A 17,053-nucleotide genomic window follows, 5' to 3' on the forward strand; every position below is an offset into this window, starting at 1 on the left:
CTATTTCGATCAATAATTTCGTTAAATTAAGTTGGCTGACAATGAAAAACCCAAGCGCACATTTGTCGGGAATGTTGAAGCTCATTCCTGCATCAAAGCATACGTTAGCTCCCGTTTTTGAAGCAATGACTAACTCATTGGAGTCAATACTAGAGCGGAAAAGTGATGATAAACAGCGGATTACTATCACATTTCAATTCAATGATGTGGATGAAGAGCACAAAAAGCTTGAACAGATAGTCATTTCTGATACTGGTGCTGGGTTTAACTCTGAATCTTTTGAAAGGTTTAGCTCATTATTGGATAAGTCAAAAGGCTACCATAATCGAGGAACTGGACGTTTGCAGCTCCTACACCGTTTTTCTCAAGTGGATGTTACTAGTCGGTATATTGAAAATAACGAGCATTACCTTCGTTCATTTAAGAGCAGTAGCGATAACTTTATCTTTGACGATAGTCTAGAGCCTTCCAGACCAACCGAAACATTAACGACTATTAGTTTGAAGGGCTTTCAGCCGCAGAAGAAAGATTCTGACTTTTTCCGCACTTTGACGTTGAAGAAGTTTGAGTCCCTGATTCAGTCGCAATACGCACTGCGTGTGTATCTAGAGAAACAAAAAGGTATCACATTTCCAGATCTTGTTCTTCAATTCGAATACTCGATTTCCTCCAAGCAGGACACTGTCATTCTTACGCCTGATGATTTCCCTGAGCCTAGTGAATCAGGTCAATTCTCTATTCATTATTGCTACCCAAAAGAAGCACCAAAAGCAAAAAATGGGATTGAATGGATAAGGGATTCTAGCAAGGAACCAGAACAATTTAATTGGTTGGTTTTTGAGTTTGATGCTGAGTCAATTGAAAGACACGGGGCATTTCTTTGTAGTAAAGACATTCCAGTTGAGCACATCAATAACTCAGTTATAAACAATGCTAACTCGCTGACTGGTAAGAAGAAAGTTGTCGCTTTCTATGGTGACTACTTAGATATATCTGACAACGTTAATGACGCTGTTGATTCATTTAAGATTAAATCTAAAGCTGAAGTGAAGGAGATATCTTCAGGCTTATTTGGTGATGACTCATATGTGTACTTAGATGACATTAAGAAACAGGCAAGTGTCCAGTTAGAAAGCATTTACGAGGAACTTTTAGATGCAAAAGAAGCGACAACTAAAAGAGTGATGTTGCTTGCCCGTGAGCTTGGATTATCAGCTAGAGTTGCAGAGTTAGCCAAAGGCAAGGTAAAGCTAAACGCCACTGATGAAAGTATTACTAACGCTCTCCATATTGAATTAGCAAAGATCATAGCAGACAAAAGCAATAAAGCTCGCTCCATTGTTAAGCAGCTTGATCGACTAAACCCAGCATCCGAGGACTATCAAGTTAAGATAGCTGAAAAATCTAAAGAGCTATCGTTGCTTGTAGATGAGCAAAACAAGGAAGAGCTTTCTAAGTATGTTGTTCGTAGGGAACTGGTCGCCAAACTACTAGATAAAATCGTATCTAGCGAGCTTGACGCACAAAATAACCAACTTGCCGACAAAAAGCGTAGAGATAAAGAAGGCATCATTCACGACTTGTTTTTTAAAAGAAAAACGACTTCAAATGATGAGATCAACGATCTTTGGGTGCTTGATGAAGAGTTTCTTTATTATCAAGGCTTCTCTGAAATGGAGCTGAGTAAAATGACGCTGCCTGACGGTCAACCCTTACTGCGTCAAGAAGCATATGAGGAAATGAAAGAGCTTGGATTCAAGCCAAATCAGCGGCCTGATGTCTACTTATATGCAGGTGAAGGGAAGTGTATTCTTCTAGAGTTTAAAGCCCAAGATGTTGAGTTGTCAGACTATCTACAGCAAATGCCGAACTACTGTAATATATTGGCAAACTACGCCAACGTGCCGTTGGAGAAGTTTTATTGCTACCTGATCGGTGAGAAGATCTCACCAATATCTTCGTTGAATGAATATGAGCAATCAGTTTCTGGGAGTTGGTATAGAGACTCGATTCCAGTACGAAGTGCTGATTACACGGTTAGGCAAACTATAGCTAATATCCGAATGGAAATACTTACACTGTCAGATATTTCTAATCGAGCAAAAATGAGAAATCGAAGTTTTGCTGAGAAATTGGGGTTGCAAGAAATGCTCTCTGATTCTAACAGGTAAGCTCAATCAACGGTCTGGTTTTGGACGGCAGTCATTGGAGTATTTAAGTTTTGGTGAAACTGTTTCCAAGCTTTCCAGTTGCATAATGATGTCGTCTTTAGCCTCCAGTCGTTGAGCTTCCAGTGTTGCTTTTACTCGACTTGAGTACGTTTGCATTTTATGAGCTTTCTGAGCTTGGTAGAGTTCAGCAAGCTCTTTTTTACTCATTTGATCTGCCATTTCAATACTCATCCCTGATTCTATCGCTACAATGTAACCCTTTTTGTCATCACTTCTGGCTTTTTTCTTTAACTGAATCAGCCAGTCACTACGTGCTTGTTCAATATCATAAATAGCTAATACATTGCTTATCAGAGCTTGTTTTAGCTCTTTATCTGTAGGAGCTGGGCAGATAGATTTCAGACTGTTGTAGCTCAGTTGATTAGGTGTATCTGATTGAACAAAAAACAACAGTTCAGGATCTTTGTCATACGCCGCTTCCATCATACGCTTCAAAAAATCTGGGCTTGAGTTAGTCAGCGTTGCCGCTTGCCAGCCATTCTCTAATGCAACGTTGATTGACAGGGTGAGATCATAGTTGTTGGTTGATGAACCAAACGTGATTTTGCTTCTGTCGCTCGATAAAACAATGTTGAAATTGTATGGACGAGCTGCAATGTTCTTTTTGCCGAAATAAATCAGAATGTCGCCATTAACGTTGTTCCTTTGCTGTTTGTAATAGCGGTTGATGCTCTCGATCTGAAAATCCAGCATTTTACGCTGCTGCTTGAATGTCTCTCGTAACGATGGTGGTTTTTCTAGCGTATGAATGAAATTAGGAAAACGCTTTTTGATTTTGCCTAGTGTCATCGAACTTGAGATTTTACCGCCTGAAATGGTTTCGCCTTGGTGGTGAAACACGATGCCCTTATTCTTGCCTGATTTGGCGTGTTTTAGTATCTCTACGGCGATTCCTTGCTCTTCTAACTGCTCAATAAAATCAGCTTCATCGTTAGCTGACTTGTAGAGATTAAAAATGCGCTTTTTCACAGCTTCGAGTTTTTGGTTTACCTGTGTCCTTTCCGTTAGATTTTGCTGAACTTGTTCATAAGCGGTGTGCTCCGCCAATTCAGCTTCACTTTGATACTTATCTTCCATCAATAGATCATAAGATTTACGTTTGAGGTTGGTTAGCGGTGAGTCTTGTCCTTTCGCTGCGCTGAGGTTTTTCTGGTGTTGGTACTGCGCTTCTAATTGACGGTTTTTTAGCACTTTTGCCATTGGATCATTCGCAGGACGGATCTCGTTAGAAACATTGTTGCCCGTTGCCGTTAGGTTGTATTTACGTTCAATTTTTTCGCACGCTTGGCGCATTTTTCTTTTTGAGTTTTTGACACGCTGATACTCGCCACGGCTGTTGTGCATTCCCCTTACAAAGTGAAAGTGCAAACGTCCACTGTCGATTTGCGGGTAAATAAGGTAAGGCGTGTTTTCCATATCGTATAGGCTTGATAATAGCTCCACGCTGATTTGTGCCAGCTCATCTTGAGAAAATCGGACGTTATCTTCATCTTCAAAGGAAATCATTTCGTGAGCGTAAAGCTTTGTTTGACGTTTGTTGGTCGATTGGCTTTTGTTGAGCTTTACCTCTTCAACAAATCCATCCATAAAGCTTTGATATGCTTCTGGATCTGATATGTCGATAATCCCTAGATTGGACAGGGCTTGCAGCAATCGAGGATTGTTAGGCGAGTTAAGGTACTCCTTGGCTACCGTGTTGTATCGAATAATGTTTTTAAGTTGCTTAACCGCTTCTCCTTCGTGGAGTAATTTTGCAATTGCCATTATTTACCTCCTTCAACCACAAAACTTTTCAGCACTTTGTTTTTAAGCGAAGAGATCTGAACTGCCAGTTTTTTTAGCTGGGCGGTTTCTTGAGGCGTAATTGTCCTGCTGTTGTTTGCGAGTTTCGTTACTTGATTGAGGTTGTTACCGCAGCGTTTTAACTCCGTCAGGATTTCTAGTAGGTAAACACTATCTTGAATGATGGTCTTAGGTGGTTCGATTCTCTTACGGTGCAAGAGCTTTTGAACCATTTCAAGCCACGTCCTTGCCTTGATTTGGGATTTTGCCAATAACAGGGCTGATTTTTCCTCTTCACTACAACGTATTACGATTTTTGTATTGCTGCTCCTTTGCGTCATAACTTCCTCCATAAACGACAAATACAATGAGTGTTAAGACGATTGATAGAACGCTGGGTAGGCTTTTTATCGAAGATCGCTGTCTGAAGTTAGCTACAAAATATCGAATGAAATGAGATTTTTCAGGTAATTTTAGAAAGTGATCACCACTCCTTTTTAAAACGTTTTTTCTGTTTTAAAACAAGTGGTTTGGGGAACCCAAGCCTCAACTTGCCTCTTCTTTAATTGTCTTAAACTCTTATACACAACAGAGCATATTTTTAGGCGATGTCAAATTGGGAGAGCTGGGTCCCCTGTGGTCCCAGAGCTGGTAAGTCCTTGCCAAACCTGATTTTTGTGGTATCTCAAAGGTATGGCTAGGAGAAAAATGATGAATAAAAAAGATCACGAAAAGAGGCTGGAATCAACAGCGAAAAACGAATTACAAAAAACACAAGAATTGGCGAACTCGGATTTCGTCAAAGGTCAGTTGAAAGAGATGATGAATAACAAACTGCGAAAAGATATTGTTATTCGTGATGATTTGCTCAAAGCTGGCGCAGAGCCGTCACAAAAACTGACGAATAGAATTGAAGGGCGACAAGAAGCACTTGATGAGTTGGTCGCAATCATCGATACGCATCAAACCCATCTTTTAAGCACTTATGACATTGCTAAAGCTGCGATTGCCGAGCTTCGCAAATACAACCTCAAAAAAGCCAATGAGCTAGAAAACTCGCTGGCTTTGAAGGTGAAGCAAAGTGGTTCACAGACGATTAAGAAAAAGCGCCTGTAATGTAGTTGCATCGGTACAATGTGGGAGGCTAATTGTCGCTTTCCCATATTTTTTTCATAAATGGTTCGGTTTGAACCTTTTCTTTCAAGCCCTTCATCATTAACAATTCTTCGGTAGCAGCTGAAGCTGGCCACTCCTCTTTCCAAGGTATGCCTTGAGTACGGTATTCGTAGTTCTTTGTTTTGCGGGAGTAGCCTAGATACTCAAGGGTAGGGATTTCTTCATCAAACCCTTCTGTACTTAAACTATGTTCATCAACAACAATTCTAAAGCCAAGTTTGTGCATTTCTAAATTGTAGTTTTCGGGTGATAACACCAGCTCTCTAGCCTCACGGGATATCGAACCTTTAGATAAGGTTTCTAAAGAGGCTTTAATTTCATTTTCTTTTTCTTCTAGTTCTTCAATTTTTTCATATTCATCTTCTATCATAGATAAGGTAGCAAACGCTCTTTTTCCTGCTTGGCGTTGTTGTTCTAAGAACTCTTTTAGTTCGATTAGATACTCTCGACTTTTAATGAGTTCACTTTCGATTTTGTGAAGTTGTTGTTGTAGTTCTTTGTTGGAAGTAAGAGTAGAGTACTTTCGTAGTGCGTATTTTCTTACCACCGTAGTCATATAGATATGAGCGATAAAGTAGGGAAATGTGGTCTTTCGGTTACAAGAACGATCTCTTTGCTTTGAGCTACAACGAACCACAGGGGCACTGTTTTTTGATTTTTGAATGGACATACCTCGGCCGCAAACACCACATTTCATTAAACCCGATAGAGGCCACTTACGGTCAGGTTTTACATTTTCATATAACCTATTTTTATGAATTGATTGGACTTCATAGAAAATAGCATCGTCAATTGCTGCTTCATAGATACGATTTCCTCGCCAAAATCCTCTAGTTATATCAGCCTGAATCCAGCGCATAACTGTAGATGGGTTAATTTTTTGGATTGCGGTGTCTGGGTATTTTTCTCGAAGAGCGACAACAATTCTTTGTTGGCCCATACCGTTTCTATACCAATGGAACATATCTTTGATGGCTTGGTGTAAATGATTAAGGGTTCCATCATCATTGAGCCAAAAGGGTTTTCTGATGCGGGGAACAATACCTTGCTCACGAGCCTGCTTTTCTCGGCGGGTGTAACTGGCTTTTACTTTTGATGAGCGCCATTCAGATTCTTTATAGGCTTGCTCCATTTCAACAATTAGCCTGATCCTAAGAGCCATATCATTTACGGCAGATGGTGGATAATGGGTATTATCACGAACAGTAACTAGTGTTATACCAGCTTTCCAAATCTTCTTAATGAGTTCTTCTGCATTATCAATGTTTTGGCGTGTGAGACGAGAAAAGTGTTCAACAAGAATTAAAGTACCTTCCTGAATAATACCATCCTCAATAGCAGTCATAAGTTGACCAAGAGAACCGTTTTCTAAGTTCTTGCCACTCCAACCTGACATTGCTTCATCTACGAAGCTATCAATGATAGTTACATTAGGGTTTTGTCTAAGCCACTCTTTTTGAGCATCGGTTTGTCGGTCTAACGAGCTGTTGTTTTTTTGTCGCTCACTACTAAATCTCTGATAAGTAACGGCATAAATTGTATTTTCGACAGACATATTTTAGCCCTTGTTTAAAATATAATCTAATTATAACCAATATGCACACCTATGTCTTTAGCTCGCAATGCAAGTGGTCAAGAAGCAGGACTTTTAAGTTCTCAGGTTTTTTCGCTTCAAAAACCCATTCATCAGGAGTTGGGCAATGTAAAAATTGATTTATGGGTTCAAGTAATTGTTGATAGTTTTCAATCATGGCACTTCTTAAAAACAAAGGCCGCAAATTGCGGCCTTAGCAAAAATCTTGGTTGAGATTATATTACCATTTTTTCTTTTCACCAAAGAGAGCATCCATATCGTCTTCGCGCTCTTTCTCTGAAATTTGTTGAAGCTCTTCTGCACTTTTCTCCAAGCGTGTTTCCTCCAAGTCATTAAACATGGCTTGAAGTTTTTCACGAATTTGGTTGGAGTAGGTATCATTGCGCGAACTTAACGCGTCAATCCCTTTGCGTAGCAGTTGAATGGCAGTGCCTGGTTGTCCACGGCCAATTGCTTCATTTGCCCGTTTAACTACATTTTCGATGTTAATGCGAATCTGCATTGTTTCTAAGCGAGCATTTTCATTCACAAATGACTGAGTATCAAACCTGCCTTTATTATGCTCACTTCTTATCGTATCTCGCAGGCGCTTGACTAACTTAAGCATTGTAATGGCTTGCTTATCACTTTGAGGTACTTTAAAGGGTGTCGTTTCTCCGCCGCCACCTTCTTCAAGCTGAGATATTTGCTGCTTCATATTTACTATTCGCTGAGGCCACTGTTTATTCTTGGGATCAAGATCGGCCATGTTTTCTAAGCAATCAAGTATTCGATTATTCAAGCAGACGAGAAGCTCTTTACTGTACGGGAGGTGATGAGCATTGCCGATGAGCTCCTCTGTTGCGTCGATGATTGCAACATATTTGGATACTTCTTGTCGTTTTGCCGTTTCAATTTTGTGCCGATACTGCAACATTATGTTGTAGCCAAGCACAAGGACTAATAAGACGGCAACTAAAGCGATGATTAAACCAATGTTCATATATCCGTATCTTACTCTTCTATGGCTAGGAGACTAATGTAATAAAAACTCTCTAGCGCGATATCTAAAAACTTAATATCTTTATCTAGGTTCGCACATTGATTATTAATGAAAAAATGCAAATTGGGCAACATTCTTGGCGGATTAATGCAAAAAATGTTTACTAGATACGTAAAAGCTCTACGATATTGATGCCTAATCAGAATTTCACTATCAATTTTGCATATTAGACGTTATAACTAATAATTATAAACTATCAGAGTCTCTTTATCTGCACATTAGCTCTTCGACTGTATATTAATGTATTGATATTAGACCCAAATGCTCAACTTTGTGGGCATGAAAACGGATAACGAGGTAATTAATGAAATTACAGCAACTCAAATATATTGTTGAGGTCGTTAATCACAATCTGAATGTATCCGCCACTGCTGAGAGTCTCTATACTTCCCAACCTGGCATAAGTAAGCAAGTTCGACTGTTAGAAGATGAGCTTGGCATTCAAATTTTCGAAAGAAGTGGTAAACATTTAACTCAAGTGACTAATGCTGGTGAAGAGATTATTCGTATTTCTCAAGAAATTCTCTCTAGGGTTGAAAGTATCAAAGCGGTTGCTGGAGAATATACCCATCCAGAAATGGGTACATTGAATATATCTACTACGCACACCCAAGCCCGATACGCACTTCCTGAAGTGATCAAAGGGTTTACAGCGAGATACCCTAAAGTGTCATTGCACATGCACCAAGGCACACCTAGTCAAATGTCAGAAGCAATAGCAAAAGGGACGGCCAATTTTGCTATTGCGACTGAAGCTTTACATCTGTACCAAGACGCGATCATGCTGCCTTGTTACCATTGGAACCGTTCGATAGTGGTTCCTAGAGATCATGCTCTTGCCAAAAAATCTCAGGTGACTATTCGCGATTTAGCCGCTTACCCGCTTGTTACCTATGTGTTTGGTTTTACTGGTCGTTCTGAGTTAGATACCGCTTTTAATCATGAAGGTTTAACACCGAGAGTTATTTTCACTGCAACCGATGCAGACGTAATTAAAACTTATGTGCGAATGGGAATCGGTGTTGGTGTCATTGCAAGAATGGCATTTGATGAGCAGCAAGATTCGGATCTGGTTGCGATAGATGCAAGCCATATCTTTGGTCCAAGTACGACGAGTATTGGATTTAGGCGTGGAATTTTCCTCCGCTCTTACATGTATGATTTTATGGAAAGGTTTGCACCTCATTTAACACGTCCAGTAGTGGAGCAAGCTATTTCTTTGAAATCTAACGTTGAAGTAGAGGAAATGTTTAAAGACATTGAACTACCTGTCCGTTAATGCTTTCTTCTTGAGCCAATTACCCCTAAAATCGGCCTGCGCTTTAGGGGTAGTCAATGAAAAACAAGTTCGAACAATTAGACTCAGTATTAACTGCCAAACAATCTTATTGGCGGTTCTCCCCATTTCATGACTCACGTCTAGACTGTCCATCTCGATGGCAACGCATTAATCCCGCTCTTCAGGCGTGGTTGTCTGAATTAGATCCTCAAGATGTTGTACAGATGAGACAAAGTCCCGGTCTACTGCTTTCGGTTGCAAATGAGTTTTTGCCAGAGCTCGAAGCTACCCAAGAGCTGATCAAACTGCCTGAAGCCATTGGTATTGATATAGAGTTGCCGAGAGGATTTCATAACGGTATCCCCGGTCGAAAGCTTGAGCAAATACTGTCTTTTAGCGGCGCTACTTTAAATCAATTCAATTCTAAAGAATGGCTAGAATGGTGTTCAGGCAAAGGTTATTTAGGTCGAGTACTTGCTAGCTGCTCAGAGAAAAATGTGTTGAGTTTTGAATATCAGCCATGTTTGTGTGAATCTGGACAAGCGGAGGCAGACAAACACAACTTGCCTATGCATTTCATTCAAGGTGATGCTTTTGCACCCGAAGCAGAAGAGGTATTTAACTCGAATCAACATGCGGTAGCACTTCATGCTTGTGGAGATTTACATGTACGCTTATTACAACTTGGGGCGCAACACAACTTGCCGGCTATGTCTATTGCGCCATGTTGTTATCACCTGATTAATACTGAACATTATCGACCACTTTCTGCCACCGGTAATGCTTCTAAGTTGCAGCTATTAAAACAAGAACTTCGTATTCCTCTACAAGAATCGGTGACGGGAGGTGCCAGAGTTCAGCGCCACCGACAGCAGGAAATGACTTATCGATTGGGGTTAGATTCGTTGCTGCGTTATGACCTCTCTCATCACAACCATATACCGATACCAAGTATCAAAAAATCTCTCCTTTCAAATGGTTTTGAATGGTTTTGTCAGTGGGCAGCGCAAGAAAAGAAATTGATGTTACCAAGCCAAGACTTCGAATATTTCCACGAAATAGGGCGTCAGCGCTTCGAGAAAATGGAAAAACTAAGCCTGATTCAAGACTTGTTTAAACGACCACTTGAAATGTGGTTAATTTACGATAAGTCACTGTACTTGCAAGAACAGGGTTATATTGTTCATATCTCTACTTTTTGTGATAGAAAAACTTCACCAAGAAATATACTTATTCAGGCATATAAAAAGTCTGAGTAAGACTGCGTCAAAATCCATATCTAAATCTCGATACTCTAAGCCATGGTATTAAGGTCTCTTTTTTGTTTCTAGTTTGTAAATGAAATCTTCCAAAAAAGTCAATATATTGCTATTAATGGTGTTTTTCTAAGCAAACACAATGTAAACAATCAAAATTGCTTATACCGATGCTAGCAATTAAGTGATCAAAAAATTGCACAGAAAAATCATTCAGGCCAAAACAGGATTTTTATAACTAGTTGTTCTAATTATGAAAACCCTCGCGAAGTGATGAGCGATTTTAACCAGCAAGAATGATTAACTAAATGTTGGAACTGGTCATATATCAAGGAGTTAGAATGAAAGCAGGTAGAATTATTGCAGCTGCGGCTCTAGCAGGCATGCTATTCACTTCCCCAATTGTTGTGGCGAAAACGGTTACGGTTGCCGTGTCACAAATAGTTGAGCATCCAGCGCTAGATGCAGCGCGGCAAGGGTTACTTGACGGGCTTAAGGAGAAGGGGTTCGTAGAAGGCAAGAATCTAAAGTTTGAATATAAAACCGCTCAAGGAAACCCTGCGATAGCGGTGCAAATTGCAAGGCAGTTTGTCGGCGAAAACCCTGATGTATTGGTTGGTATTGCAACTCCTTCCGCACAAGCATTGGTTGCTGCAACAAAAACGATACCTGTTGTCTTTACGGCAGTAACCGATCCAGTCGGTGCAAAGCTAGTATCACAACTTGAACATCCTGGAAAAAATGTCACGGGTCTATCAGACTTATCCCCAGTTAATCAGCATGTTGAGTTGATGAAAGAAATTTTGCCAAATCTTAAAACGATTGGTGTTGTCTACAACCCAGGCGAAGCGAATGCGGTGTCACTGGTTGAATTGCTTAAAAAGTCAGCGAAAGAACACGGTTTACAGGTTGTAGAAGCGACAGCTTTGAAAAGTGCTGATGTTCAGTCTGCAACGCAAGCTATTGCGGCAAAATCTGACATTATTTATGCACCAACAGACAATACTGTAGCCAGTGCCATTGAGGGTATGATTGTTGCGGCGAATCAAGCAAAAACGCCAGTCTTTGGTGGTGCGACTTCTTATGTGAAAAGCGGGGCAATTGCTAGCTTGGGCTTTGACTACTATCAAGTTGGACAGCAAACCGCTCAATATGTTGTTGATATCCTAAATGGCCAAAAGCCAGGGGACCTTGCGGTTAAAGTCGCAAAAGGTTCAGATCTTGCTGTGAATGAAACGGCTGCAAAAGCTTTGGGGATTACTATTCCAAAATCTGTTCTAGATAGAGCGACTTCAGTTCAATGATCGCTAAGGCTCGTTAAGCGAGCCGATACAAAATAAGTAAGATAGGAGTTTTTATGTCTGCGTTTGCTTTTTTTGGAGCGATTGAAATAGGGCTGATTTATGGGCTGGTTGCTCTAGGTGTTTTCCTCACTTTTCGTGTCCTAGATTTTCCCGACTTGACCGTTGATGGCAGCTTCCCTATGGGAGCTGCAGTTGCTGCGACGGCAATTGTCGCAGGTATTAATCCATGGCTGGCTACAGGGATGGCTATTCTGGCTGGTGCAGCAACAGGTTGGGTAACCGCTTTTCTGGCAGTAAGGTGTGGAATCCTTCATTTGCTTGCCTCAATACTGACTATGATCGCAGCTTTTTCGATTAATATCCGAATTATGGGACGGCCCAACATGGCGTTGCTTGGAGAGCCGACCATATTGACGCCATTTGAAGCACTCGGTGACCCTACCTACATTCGGCCACTCGTTGTCGGTATCCTCGTGCTGATTTCAGCATTTTTTGTAATTCGCTTGCTCAACAGTGATTTTGGCTTAGGTCTTAGAGCGACAGGTGTGAATGCTCGAATGGTTTCTGCTCAAGGCGCAAGTATCGCTTTTTATACTTATTTTGGCCTTGCGCTCTCCAATGGATTTGTAGGGTTCGCGGGCGCTTTGTTTGCCCAAACTAACAGCTTCGCTGACGTCACTTCCGGTGTTGGGACCATTGTAGTGGGCTTAGCGGCCGTCATTCTTGGGCAAACCATTATTCCGGGACGTAAGATATGGGTTGCCGTGTGCGCAGTGATTATTGGTTCGGTGTTATATCGATTGGCCGTCGCATTTGCACTTAGCACCGGAATGTTTGGTTTGCAGGCATCGGATTTGAATCTAGTTACCGCAGTTCTCGTTGCTATCGCACTAATTGCACCGAAAATTAAAGGGAAGCTACGCGTAAAAAAGTTTAGTTCGTCGGCAGAAATGTCGACGGCTCAAATCAAGCCAACTAAGTCAGGGGACGTATCATGATTCGCTTGCAAGATATCCAAGTCACTTTTAACCAAGGGACTATTTTGGAAAATAAAGCGCTAAAAGGTGTTTCGTTGGATGTGCCGGAGCATCAGTTTCTGACCGTAATTGGCTCGAATGGGGCAGGGAAGTCGACATTGCTCGGTGCTGTTACTGGTGAAACGCCAATGGCCGGTGGACAAGTTATTATTGATGAAACCGACGTCACGAAACAAAACGTCGCACAAAGGGCCAAACAGTGCGCAAGAGTGTTTCAAGACCCACTGGCCGGTACGTGTGGCGATTTGACCATTGAAGAGAATATGGCTCTCGCCTATATGCGTGGCAAGCGTAGAAGCTGGGGGCTTGCGCTATCATCGAAAAGGCGCAAGCTATTTAAGGATAGAATTAGTATTCTGGGACTAGGTCTTGAAGATAGGTTAGGTGACAGCATCGGTCTACTATCTGGAGGTCAACGTCAAGCGGTGAGTTTGGTGATGGCAACGTTGTCAGAAAGTAAATTATTGCTGTTGGATGAACATACAGCTGCGTTAGATCCAAGAATGGCAGCGTTTATCATCAATTTAACCAAAACCATAGTGCAGGAGTTTAATTTAACTGTGCTTATGGTCACTCACTCCATGAAAGATGCTCTGGCTTGTGGTAATCGAACTATCATGTTGCACCAAGGTGAAATTGTATTGGATGTTGCAGGAGAACAACGAGCAAATATGCAAGTTCCCGACTTGTTAGAAATGTTCTCAAAAGTGAGAGGGGAAGAGCTCGCAGACGATAGTTTACTTTTAAATTGATGAAAAAGATAAATGTGATCGGAACCTGTGGAAGCGGGAAATCTACTTTCAGTAAAAAGTTAGCAAACAGGCTCAAGTGTTCTTACATTGAAATGGATCGATTGTATTGGAAAGCAAATTGGCAAGGCTCTTCTGATGAAGAGCTTTTTAATAAGCTTCGCGAAAAAATATCTTCGGAAACTTGGGTTCTCGACGGAAATTACAATCGTAGCACATCCACAAATGGGAAGATGTTGATACAGTTATCTGGCTGGACTACCCGTTTTTAAGAATATTCTTTCAAGTAACAAAACGCGCTATTTTAAGAGCTATATCAAAACGAGAACTTTGGCCCGATACCGGGAATGTTGAAAGTTTTTCTAGGGTGTTTTTTAGTCGGCACTCAATCATATTGTGGGCAATAAAAATGTATCACTATAACCGCAAGCGCTACAATGCGCTCTTTACAGATTCTACCTACCGCCATATCGATTTTATACGGATAACTAGTCCTAAGCAGGCGCAAGAGTTTGTTGATACCTTAAACAAGTAAAACCTAGTGATCTTCGCCTGAGAATTATTAATGCCATTAGGGATTGTGACTCAAATCCGTTGTATCTATTCACTTAAATTCCGAGGCACAACAATTTCAAACTTAGTTCCTTTGTCAGGAGTGCTGGTGCAGGTGACTTTTCCTTTGAGTTTTTGGGTGACGGCATTAAATACGATGTTCATGCCAAGCCCACCTCCAGATGCTTGCTTGGTCGTAAAAAATGGGTCGAAAACTTGTTTTGCCGTTTCTTCGTTCATCCCACAGCCATTATCTTCATAAGTCAGATGTAAGTGCCCATCTTTTTCGACGGCAAAGATACTGATGTAGCCGGATTCAGAGTCAGCAAATGCGTGCGTATAGCTGTTGGTAATAAAGTTAGAAAGGATTTGAGCGAACACTCCAGGGAAAGTTGAAGCTGTTAGTTCTTCGGCAATATCGACATCAATGTTGATACGGTCATTTTTTAGGTTGTGCTTCAGGCTAGCAATCACCTCTAACGTGTACTCACGTAAGTGAATTCGCCTTATTTCTTCGTTAGTCTGATCAATGGCGATGAGTTTGAAGCTACGAATTAATTCGGCTGCTCGTTCCAGATTTGAGACGATAAACTTATTATTAGTACTGAGTAATTTAATGAAGTTGGCTAATTCAAATTCACTGATATCTTTCGAGGAAAACTTCCGACTAAATCTATCGATTTCATCGCTCAAATGTGAAGAAGCAGTAATACCGTTACCTAAAGGAGTGTTTATCTGATGTGCGACACCACTAACAAGATTGCCTAGGCATGCCATTTTTTCAGCTTGAACGAGTTCATCTTGCGCTTTTTTTAGTACTTCAAGTGTACTGTTTAGTTGGGAATTAGACTCTTCTAGCTGTGCGGTTCGTTCTTCGACTCTTTTTTCAAGTCCTTGATTAAGTTCTTGAATTTCCATGTCCGCATGAACCTTTTCGGTTATATCTCTTCCTTCTGGAAGCAACATCGTAACCGTGCCATCGCTATCTACAACCGGTTTCAAGGAGAAGTCTACGTAAACTTTGTCCCCATCTGGGGTAATGTGGTAGGTATTGAAACGTGCAAGTTGGCCACTTTTGGCGATCTCAATCGCCTCGAGAATTTTTTTGCGCTCTGACTCTGAGTGAGACCAAAATGGGGTATCTGGAAAATAGGCACCTAAAACATCTGCTTCCGTGACGTTAAACCTGTTTTTGACAGCGTCATTGGCCATCATCAAGCAGCCGTTAAGATCCAATAGGCCAATAAACTGAAAAGTTTGATTAAAAAGTGCTTTAAATCGAGCTTCACTGTTTTTTAATTCGATGACCCGATTCTTTTCTTCTGTGATTTCTTCGTAGGTTCCGAGTACGCCAACTATTTCACCATCTTCCCGCCTCATTGGCATTTTACTGGTTCTAAGCCAAGTGGCTTTTCCTTCAGCAGTGTATTGGGGCTCTTCGTAGTTAAGCCGCTCTTCACCAGTGGTGATAACGTGAAGATCGTCAGTGCGAAATAGCTCAGCTTCGGTTTCTGCCCAAGGAAGGTCGTAGTCCGTCTTTCCTATTAAATCATCAGCTACGCTGCACCCAGCATCTTTCAAAAACAGGCGGTTTGCACCAAGATAAACTCGTTCAGTGTCTTTCCAAAATACTCTAACTGGCACACTATCCATAACCAGTTGTGCGAATAGTTTTTGGTTCTTTAACTCGGTTTTTAGGCTTGCAACTTTTTCTTCAAGTTGCTTGATTCGTTGCTCTAGATGTTCACTCATTGCTAACAATTTCTAAGCTTGATTACGTGGGCGATCCCTGCCCACATTTACTTAAATGTTAGTATAAATTTTATGACTTGTATTACTACTTTTAAGGACGCGATACAGTCCCAATAATATCGCTAGGCACAACATCATCGATGGTACAATCTTCCAATATCTATTTGATGTAATCTCTCAACGTATCAGGTGTTGTGTTCATGGCATTTTTGTCGCGTAAGTCATGATCCTCATCATCAAATAACCCCCAACACAAAATAACAGCTTCGCCAGCCAAGTCGGAACAAATCTCGTAAACGCTGATATCAACAGTGATTTGGGCATTAATGCCAACCGTTCTTTTCTTTAGCTCTAGTAAAGGCGCAAAAGCGTTCCCATGAACCCATATTTTTAATAGAGCCACCCACATTCTTTAGCCAGTCCTCCATCTGGAAATGTGAAATTTGCCGATGTTAGTGATCGTTACATCTCTTACAATAAATGGTAATAATGGTAATGGCTTGCCGTATTGCTCTAGATTCTTATTTTTTTTGTGGAATGAGATTCATATTATTGAAATATAACTATTAAAAAAAATTATATTGAAAGTAGGATGTTTTGCGATTGTTCACATATTGATATTTAAGGAGTTTAAGGATGAATCGACTTATTCTAGGAAATGTATTCGCAACTGCCATACTGGCAACTACGTCAATGAGCGTATCAGCAGATATTATGGGCACCCAAAACGCTACGCTACGGGTACATGTAGAAAATAATTCAGCGAATAAAGTGAAGGTTAGTACTGATAGAAAATGTCCGAAAAAAGCAGATGGTGGCAAAGATACGGTGACCAACACAATTGGCTCCGGTGACTCAGATGATAATTTCCATAACAATGCATGGAAAACTACAAGAGGACAGGGTGGAACTGGTGATAGATCGCTTTATATCTGCCAGGCAAACGATAGTGACAATTACTCAAAGATAGAGTTCAAATTTGAAACTAAACAAAACCAAGCTGGTAACACAAAAGGAAGACTGAGAGCTTTTGCCACTTCTGGGCCAGATTATTTTAATATAAACAAGTCGTTGCCTAGAAACACTGCTGATTATAGTGATGGTGAATGGACATCGTGGGGGGCTAGCAAGTCTATTACGTTCATAGTGCCAGAAAGCGATTAGGTAATGTGGTTTTATAAATAACGATAAACGATTGTATCACATACCTTTTGAAATGTGCACACATTCCGTTTTTCAGACGCAATTAGGCTCTGTTGCAAAGTTTTTCTGACAATAGAGCTTCTTACTCTTCTATCG

The 17,053-nt window shown here is 40.8% G+C and carries 14 protein-coding genes and 2 pseudogenes; 9 read left to right on the forward strand and 7 right to left on the reverse strand.

Annotated features, from left to right (window positions below; all coding sequences use genetic code 11):
- Nucleotides 1-41 precede the first annotated feature (41 nt).
- A complete protein-coding gene (locus ACM2FC_RS07865; RefSeq protein WP_498480335.1) occupies nt 42-2,171 on the forward strand; it encodes a hypothetical protein in 2,130 nt (709 codons plus the stop codon).
- Nucleotides 2,172-2,177: 6 nt separating this feature from the next.
- Here the strand turns inward: ACM2FC_RS07865 and ACM2FC_RS07870 are convergent, their stop codons facing one another.
- Together ACM2FC_RS07870 and mobC are read right to left on the reverse strand one after the other, a co-directional pair.
- Nucleotides 2,178-3,995, reverse strand: coding sequence for a relaxase/mobilization nuclease domain-containing protein (locus ACM2FC_RS07870; protein WP_498480337.1), 1,818 nt, complete (start codon nt 3,993-3,995; stop codon nt 2,178-2,180).
- Nucleotides 3,995-4,354, reverse strand: a complete 360-nt coding sequence (gene mobC / locus ACM2FC_RS07875; RefSeq protein WP_498480338.1) for a plasmid mobilization relaxosome protein MobC — start codon at nt 4,352-4,354, stop codon at nt 3,995-3,997. Before mobC ends, ACM2FC_RS07870 begins: the two co-directional genes overlap by 1 nt.
- A 370-nt stretch (nt 4,355-4,724) precedes the next feature.
- On the opposite strand from mobC, the gene ACM2FC_RS07880 reads away from it, so the two are divergent.
- A complete protein-coding gene (locus ACM2FC_RS07880; RefSeq protein ID WP_498480339.1) occupies nt 4,725-5,129 on the forward strand; it encodes a hypothetical protein in 405 nt (134 codons plus the stop codon).
- Between the two features lie 28 nt (nt 5,130-5,157).
- Here ACM2FC_RS07880 and ACM2FC_RS07885 read toward each other — a convergent pair whose 3' ends face one another.
- The 3 genes and pseudogenes from ACM2FC_RS07885 to ACM2FC_RS07895 form a co-directional block, all read right to left on the reverse strand.
- Nucleotides 5,158-6,744, reverse strand: coding sequence for a recombinase family protein (locus ACM2FC_RS07885; protein ID WP_274060771.1), 1,587 nt, complete (start codon nt 6,742-6,744; stop codon nt 5,158-5,160).
- A 55-nt stretch (nt 6,745-6,799) separates the two neighbouring features.
- Nucleotides 6,800-6,940 (reverse strand): annotated as a pseudogene (miaE, locus tag ACM2FC_RS07890) (tRNA isopentenyl-2-thiomethyl-A-37 hydroxylase MiaE); the annotation flags it as partial.
- A gap of 63 nt (nt 6,941-7,003) precedes the next feature.
- A complete protein-coding gene (locus ACM2FC_RS07895; RefSeq protein ID WP_498480340.1) occupies nt 7,004-7,765 on the reverse strand; it encodes a DNA repair protein in 762 nt (253 codons plus the stop codon).
- 364 nt (nt 7,766-8,129) lie between these two features.
- On the opposite strand from ACM2FC_RS07895, the gene cysB reads away from it, so the two are divergent.
- The 6 genes and pseudogenes from cysB (at nt 8,130) to ACM2FC_RS07925 (ending at nt 13,985) form a co-directional block, all read left to right on the forward strand.
- Entirely contained in the window at nt 8,130-9,104 is a 975-nt protein-coding gene (gene cysB / locus ACM2FC_RS07900; RefSeq protein WP_498480341.1) for an HTH-type transcriptional regulator CysB, read from the forward strand.
- A gap of 56 nt (nt 9,105-9,160) precedes the next feature.
- Nucleotides 9,161-10,363 carry a methyltransferase gene (locus ACM2FC_RS07905; RefSeq protein ID WP_498480342.1) on the forward strand — a complete coding sequence of 401 codons (1,203 nt, stop codon included), beginning with the start codon at nt 9,161-9,163 and terminating at the stop codon, nt 10,361-10,363.
- Between the two features lie 338 nt (nt 10,364-10,701).
- On the forward strand, nt 10,702-11,664 hold the full coding sequence (locus ACM2FC_RS07910; RefSeq protein WP_498480343.1) for an ABC transporter substrate-binding protein: 963 nt from the start codon (nt 10,702-10,704) through the stop codon (nt 11,662-11,664).
- A 53-nt stretch (nt 11,665-11,717) separates the two neighbouring features.
- Nucleotides 11,718-12,662 carry an ABC transporter permease gene (locus tag ACM2FC_RS07915; RefSeq protein WP_498480344.1) on the forward strand — a complete coding sequence of 315 codons (945 nt, stop codon included), beginning with the start codon at nt 11,718-11,720 and terminating at the stop codon, nt 12,660-12,662.
- Nucleotides 12,659-13,453 carry an ABC transporter ATP-binding protein gene (locus tag ACM2FC_RS07920; protein WP_498480346.1) on the forward strand — a complete coding sequence of 265 codons (795 nt, stop codon included), beginning with the start codon at nt 12,659-12,661 and terminating at the stop codon, nt 13,451-13,453. Before ACM2FC_RS07915 ends, ACM2FC_RS07920 begins: the two co-directional genes overlap by 4 nt.
- Nucleotides 13,453-13,985: pseudogene (locus tag ACM2FC_RS07925) on the forward strand (shikimate kinase). Before ACM2FC_RS07920 ends, ACM2FC_RS07925 begins: the two are co-directional and overlap by 1 nt.
- Before the next feature lie 65 nt (nt 13,986-14,050).
- Here ACM2FC_RS07925 and ACM2FC_RS07930 read toward each other — a convergent pair.
- Together ACM2FC_RS07930 and ACM2FC_RS07935 are read right to left on the reverse strand one after the other, a co-directional pair.
- Nucleotides 14,051-15,754, reverse strand: coding sequence for a PAS domain-containing sensor histidine kinase (locus ACM2FC_RS07930; protein WP_498480347.1), 1,704 nt, complete (start codon nt 15,752-15,754; stop codon nt 14,051-14,053).
- A gap of 160 nt (nt 15,755-15,914) precedes the next feature.
- Complete coding sequence (locus tag ACM2FC_RS07935; protein WP_498480348.1) at nt 15,915-16,157, reverse strand: hypothetical protein; 243 nt, start codon at nt 16,155-16,157, stop codon at nt 15,915-15,917.
- A 233-nt stretch (nt 16,158-16,390) separates the two neighbouring features.
- On the opposite strand from ACM2FC_RS07935, the gene ACM2FC_RS07940 reads away from it, so the two are divergent.
- Entirely contained in the window at nt 16,391-16,918 is a 528-nt protein-coding gene (locus ACM2FC_RS07940; RefSeq protein ID WP_498480349.1) for a hypothetical protein, read from the forward strand.
- The last annotated feature ends 135 nt before the right edge of the window (nt 16,919-17,053 follow it).

The sequence above is a fragment of the Vibrio sp. A37 genome (genome assembly GCF_059777565.1).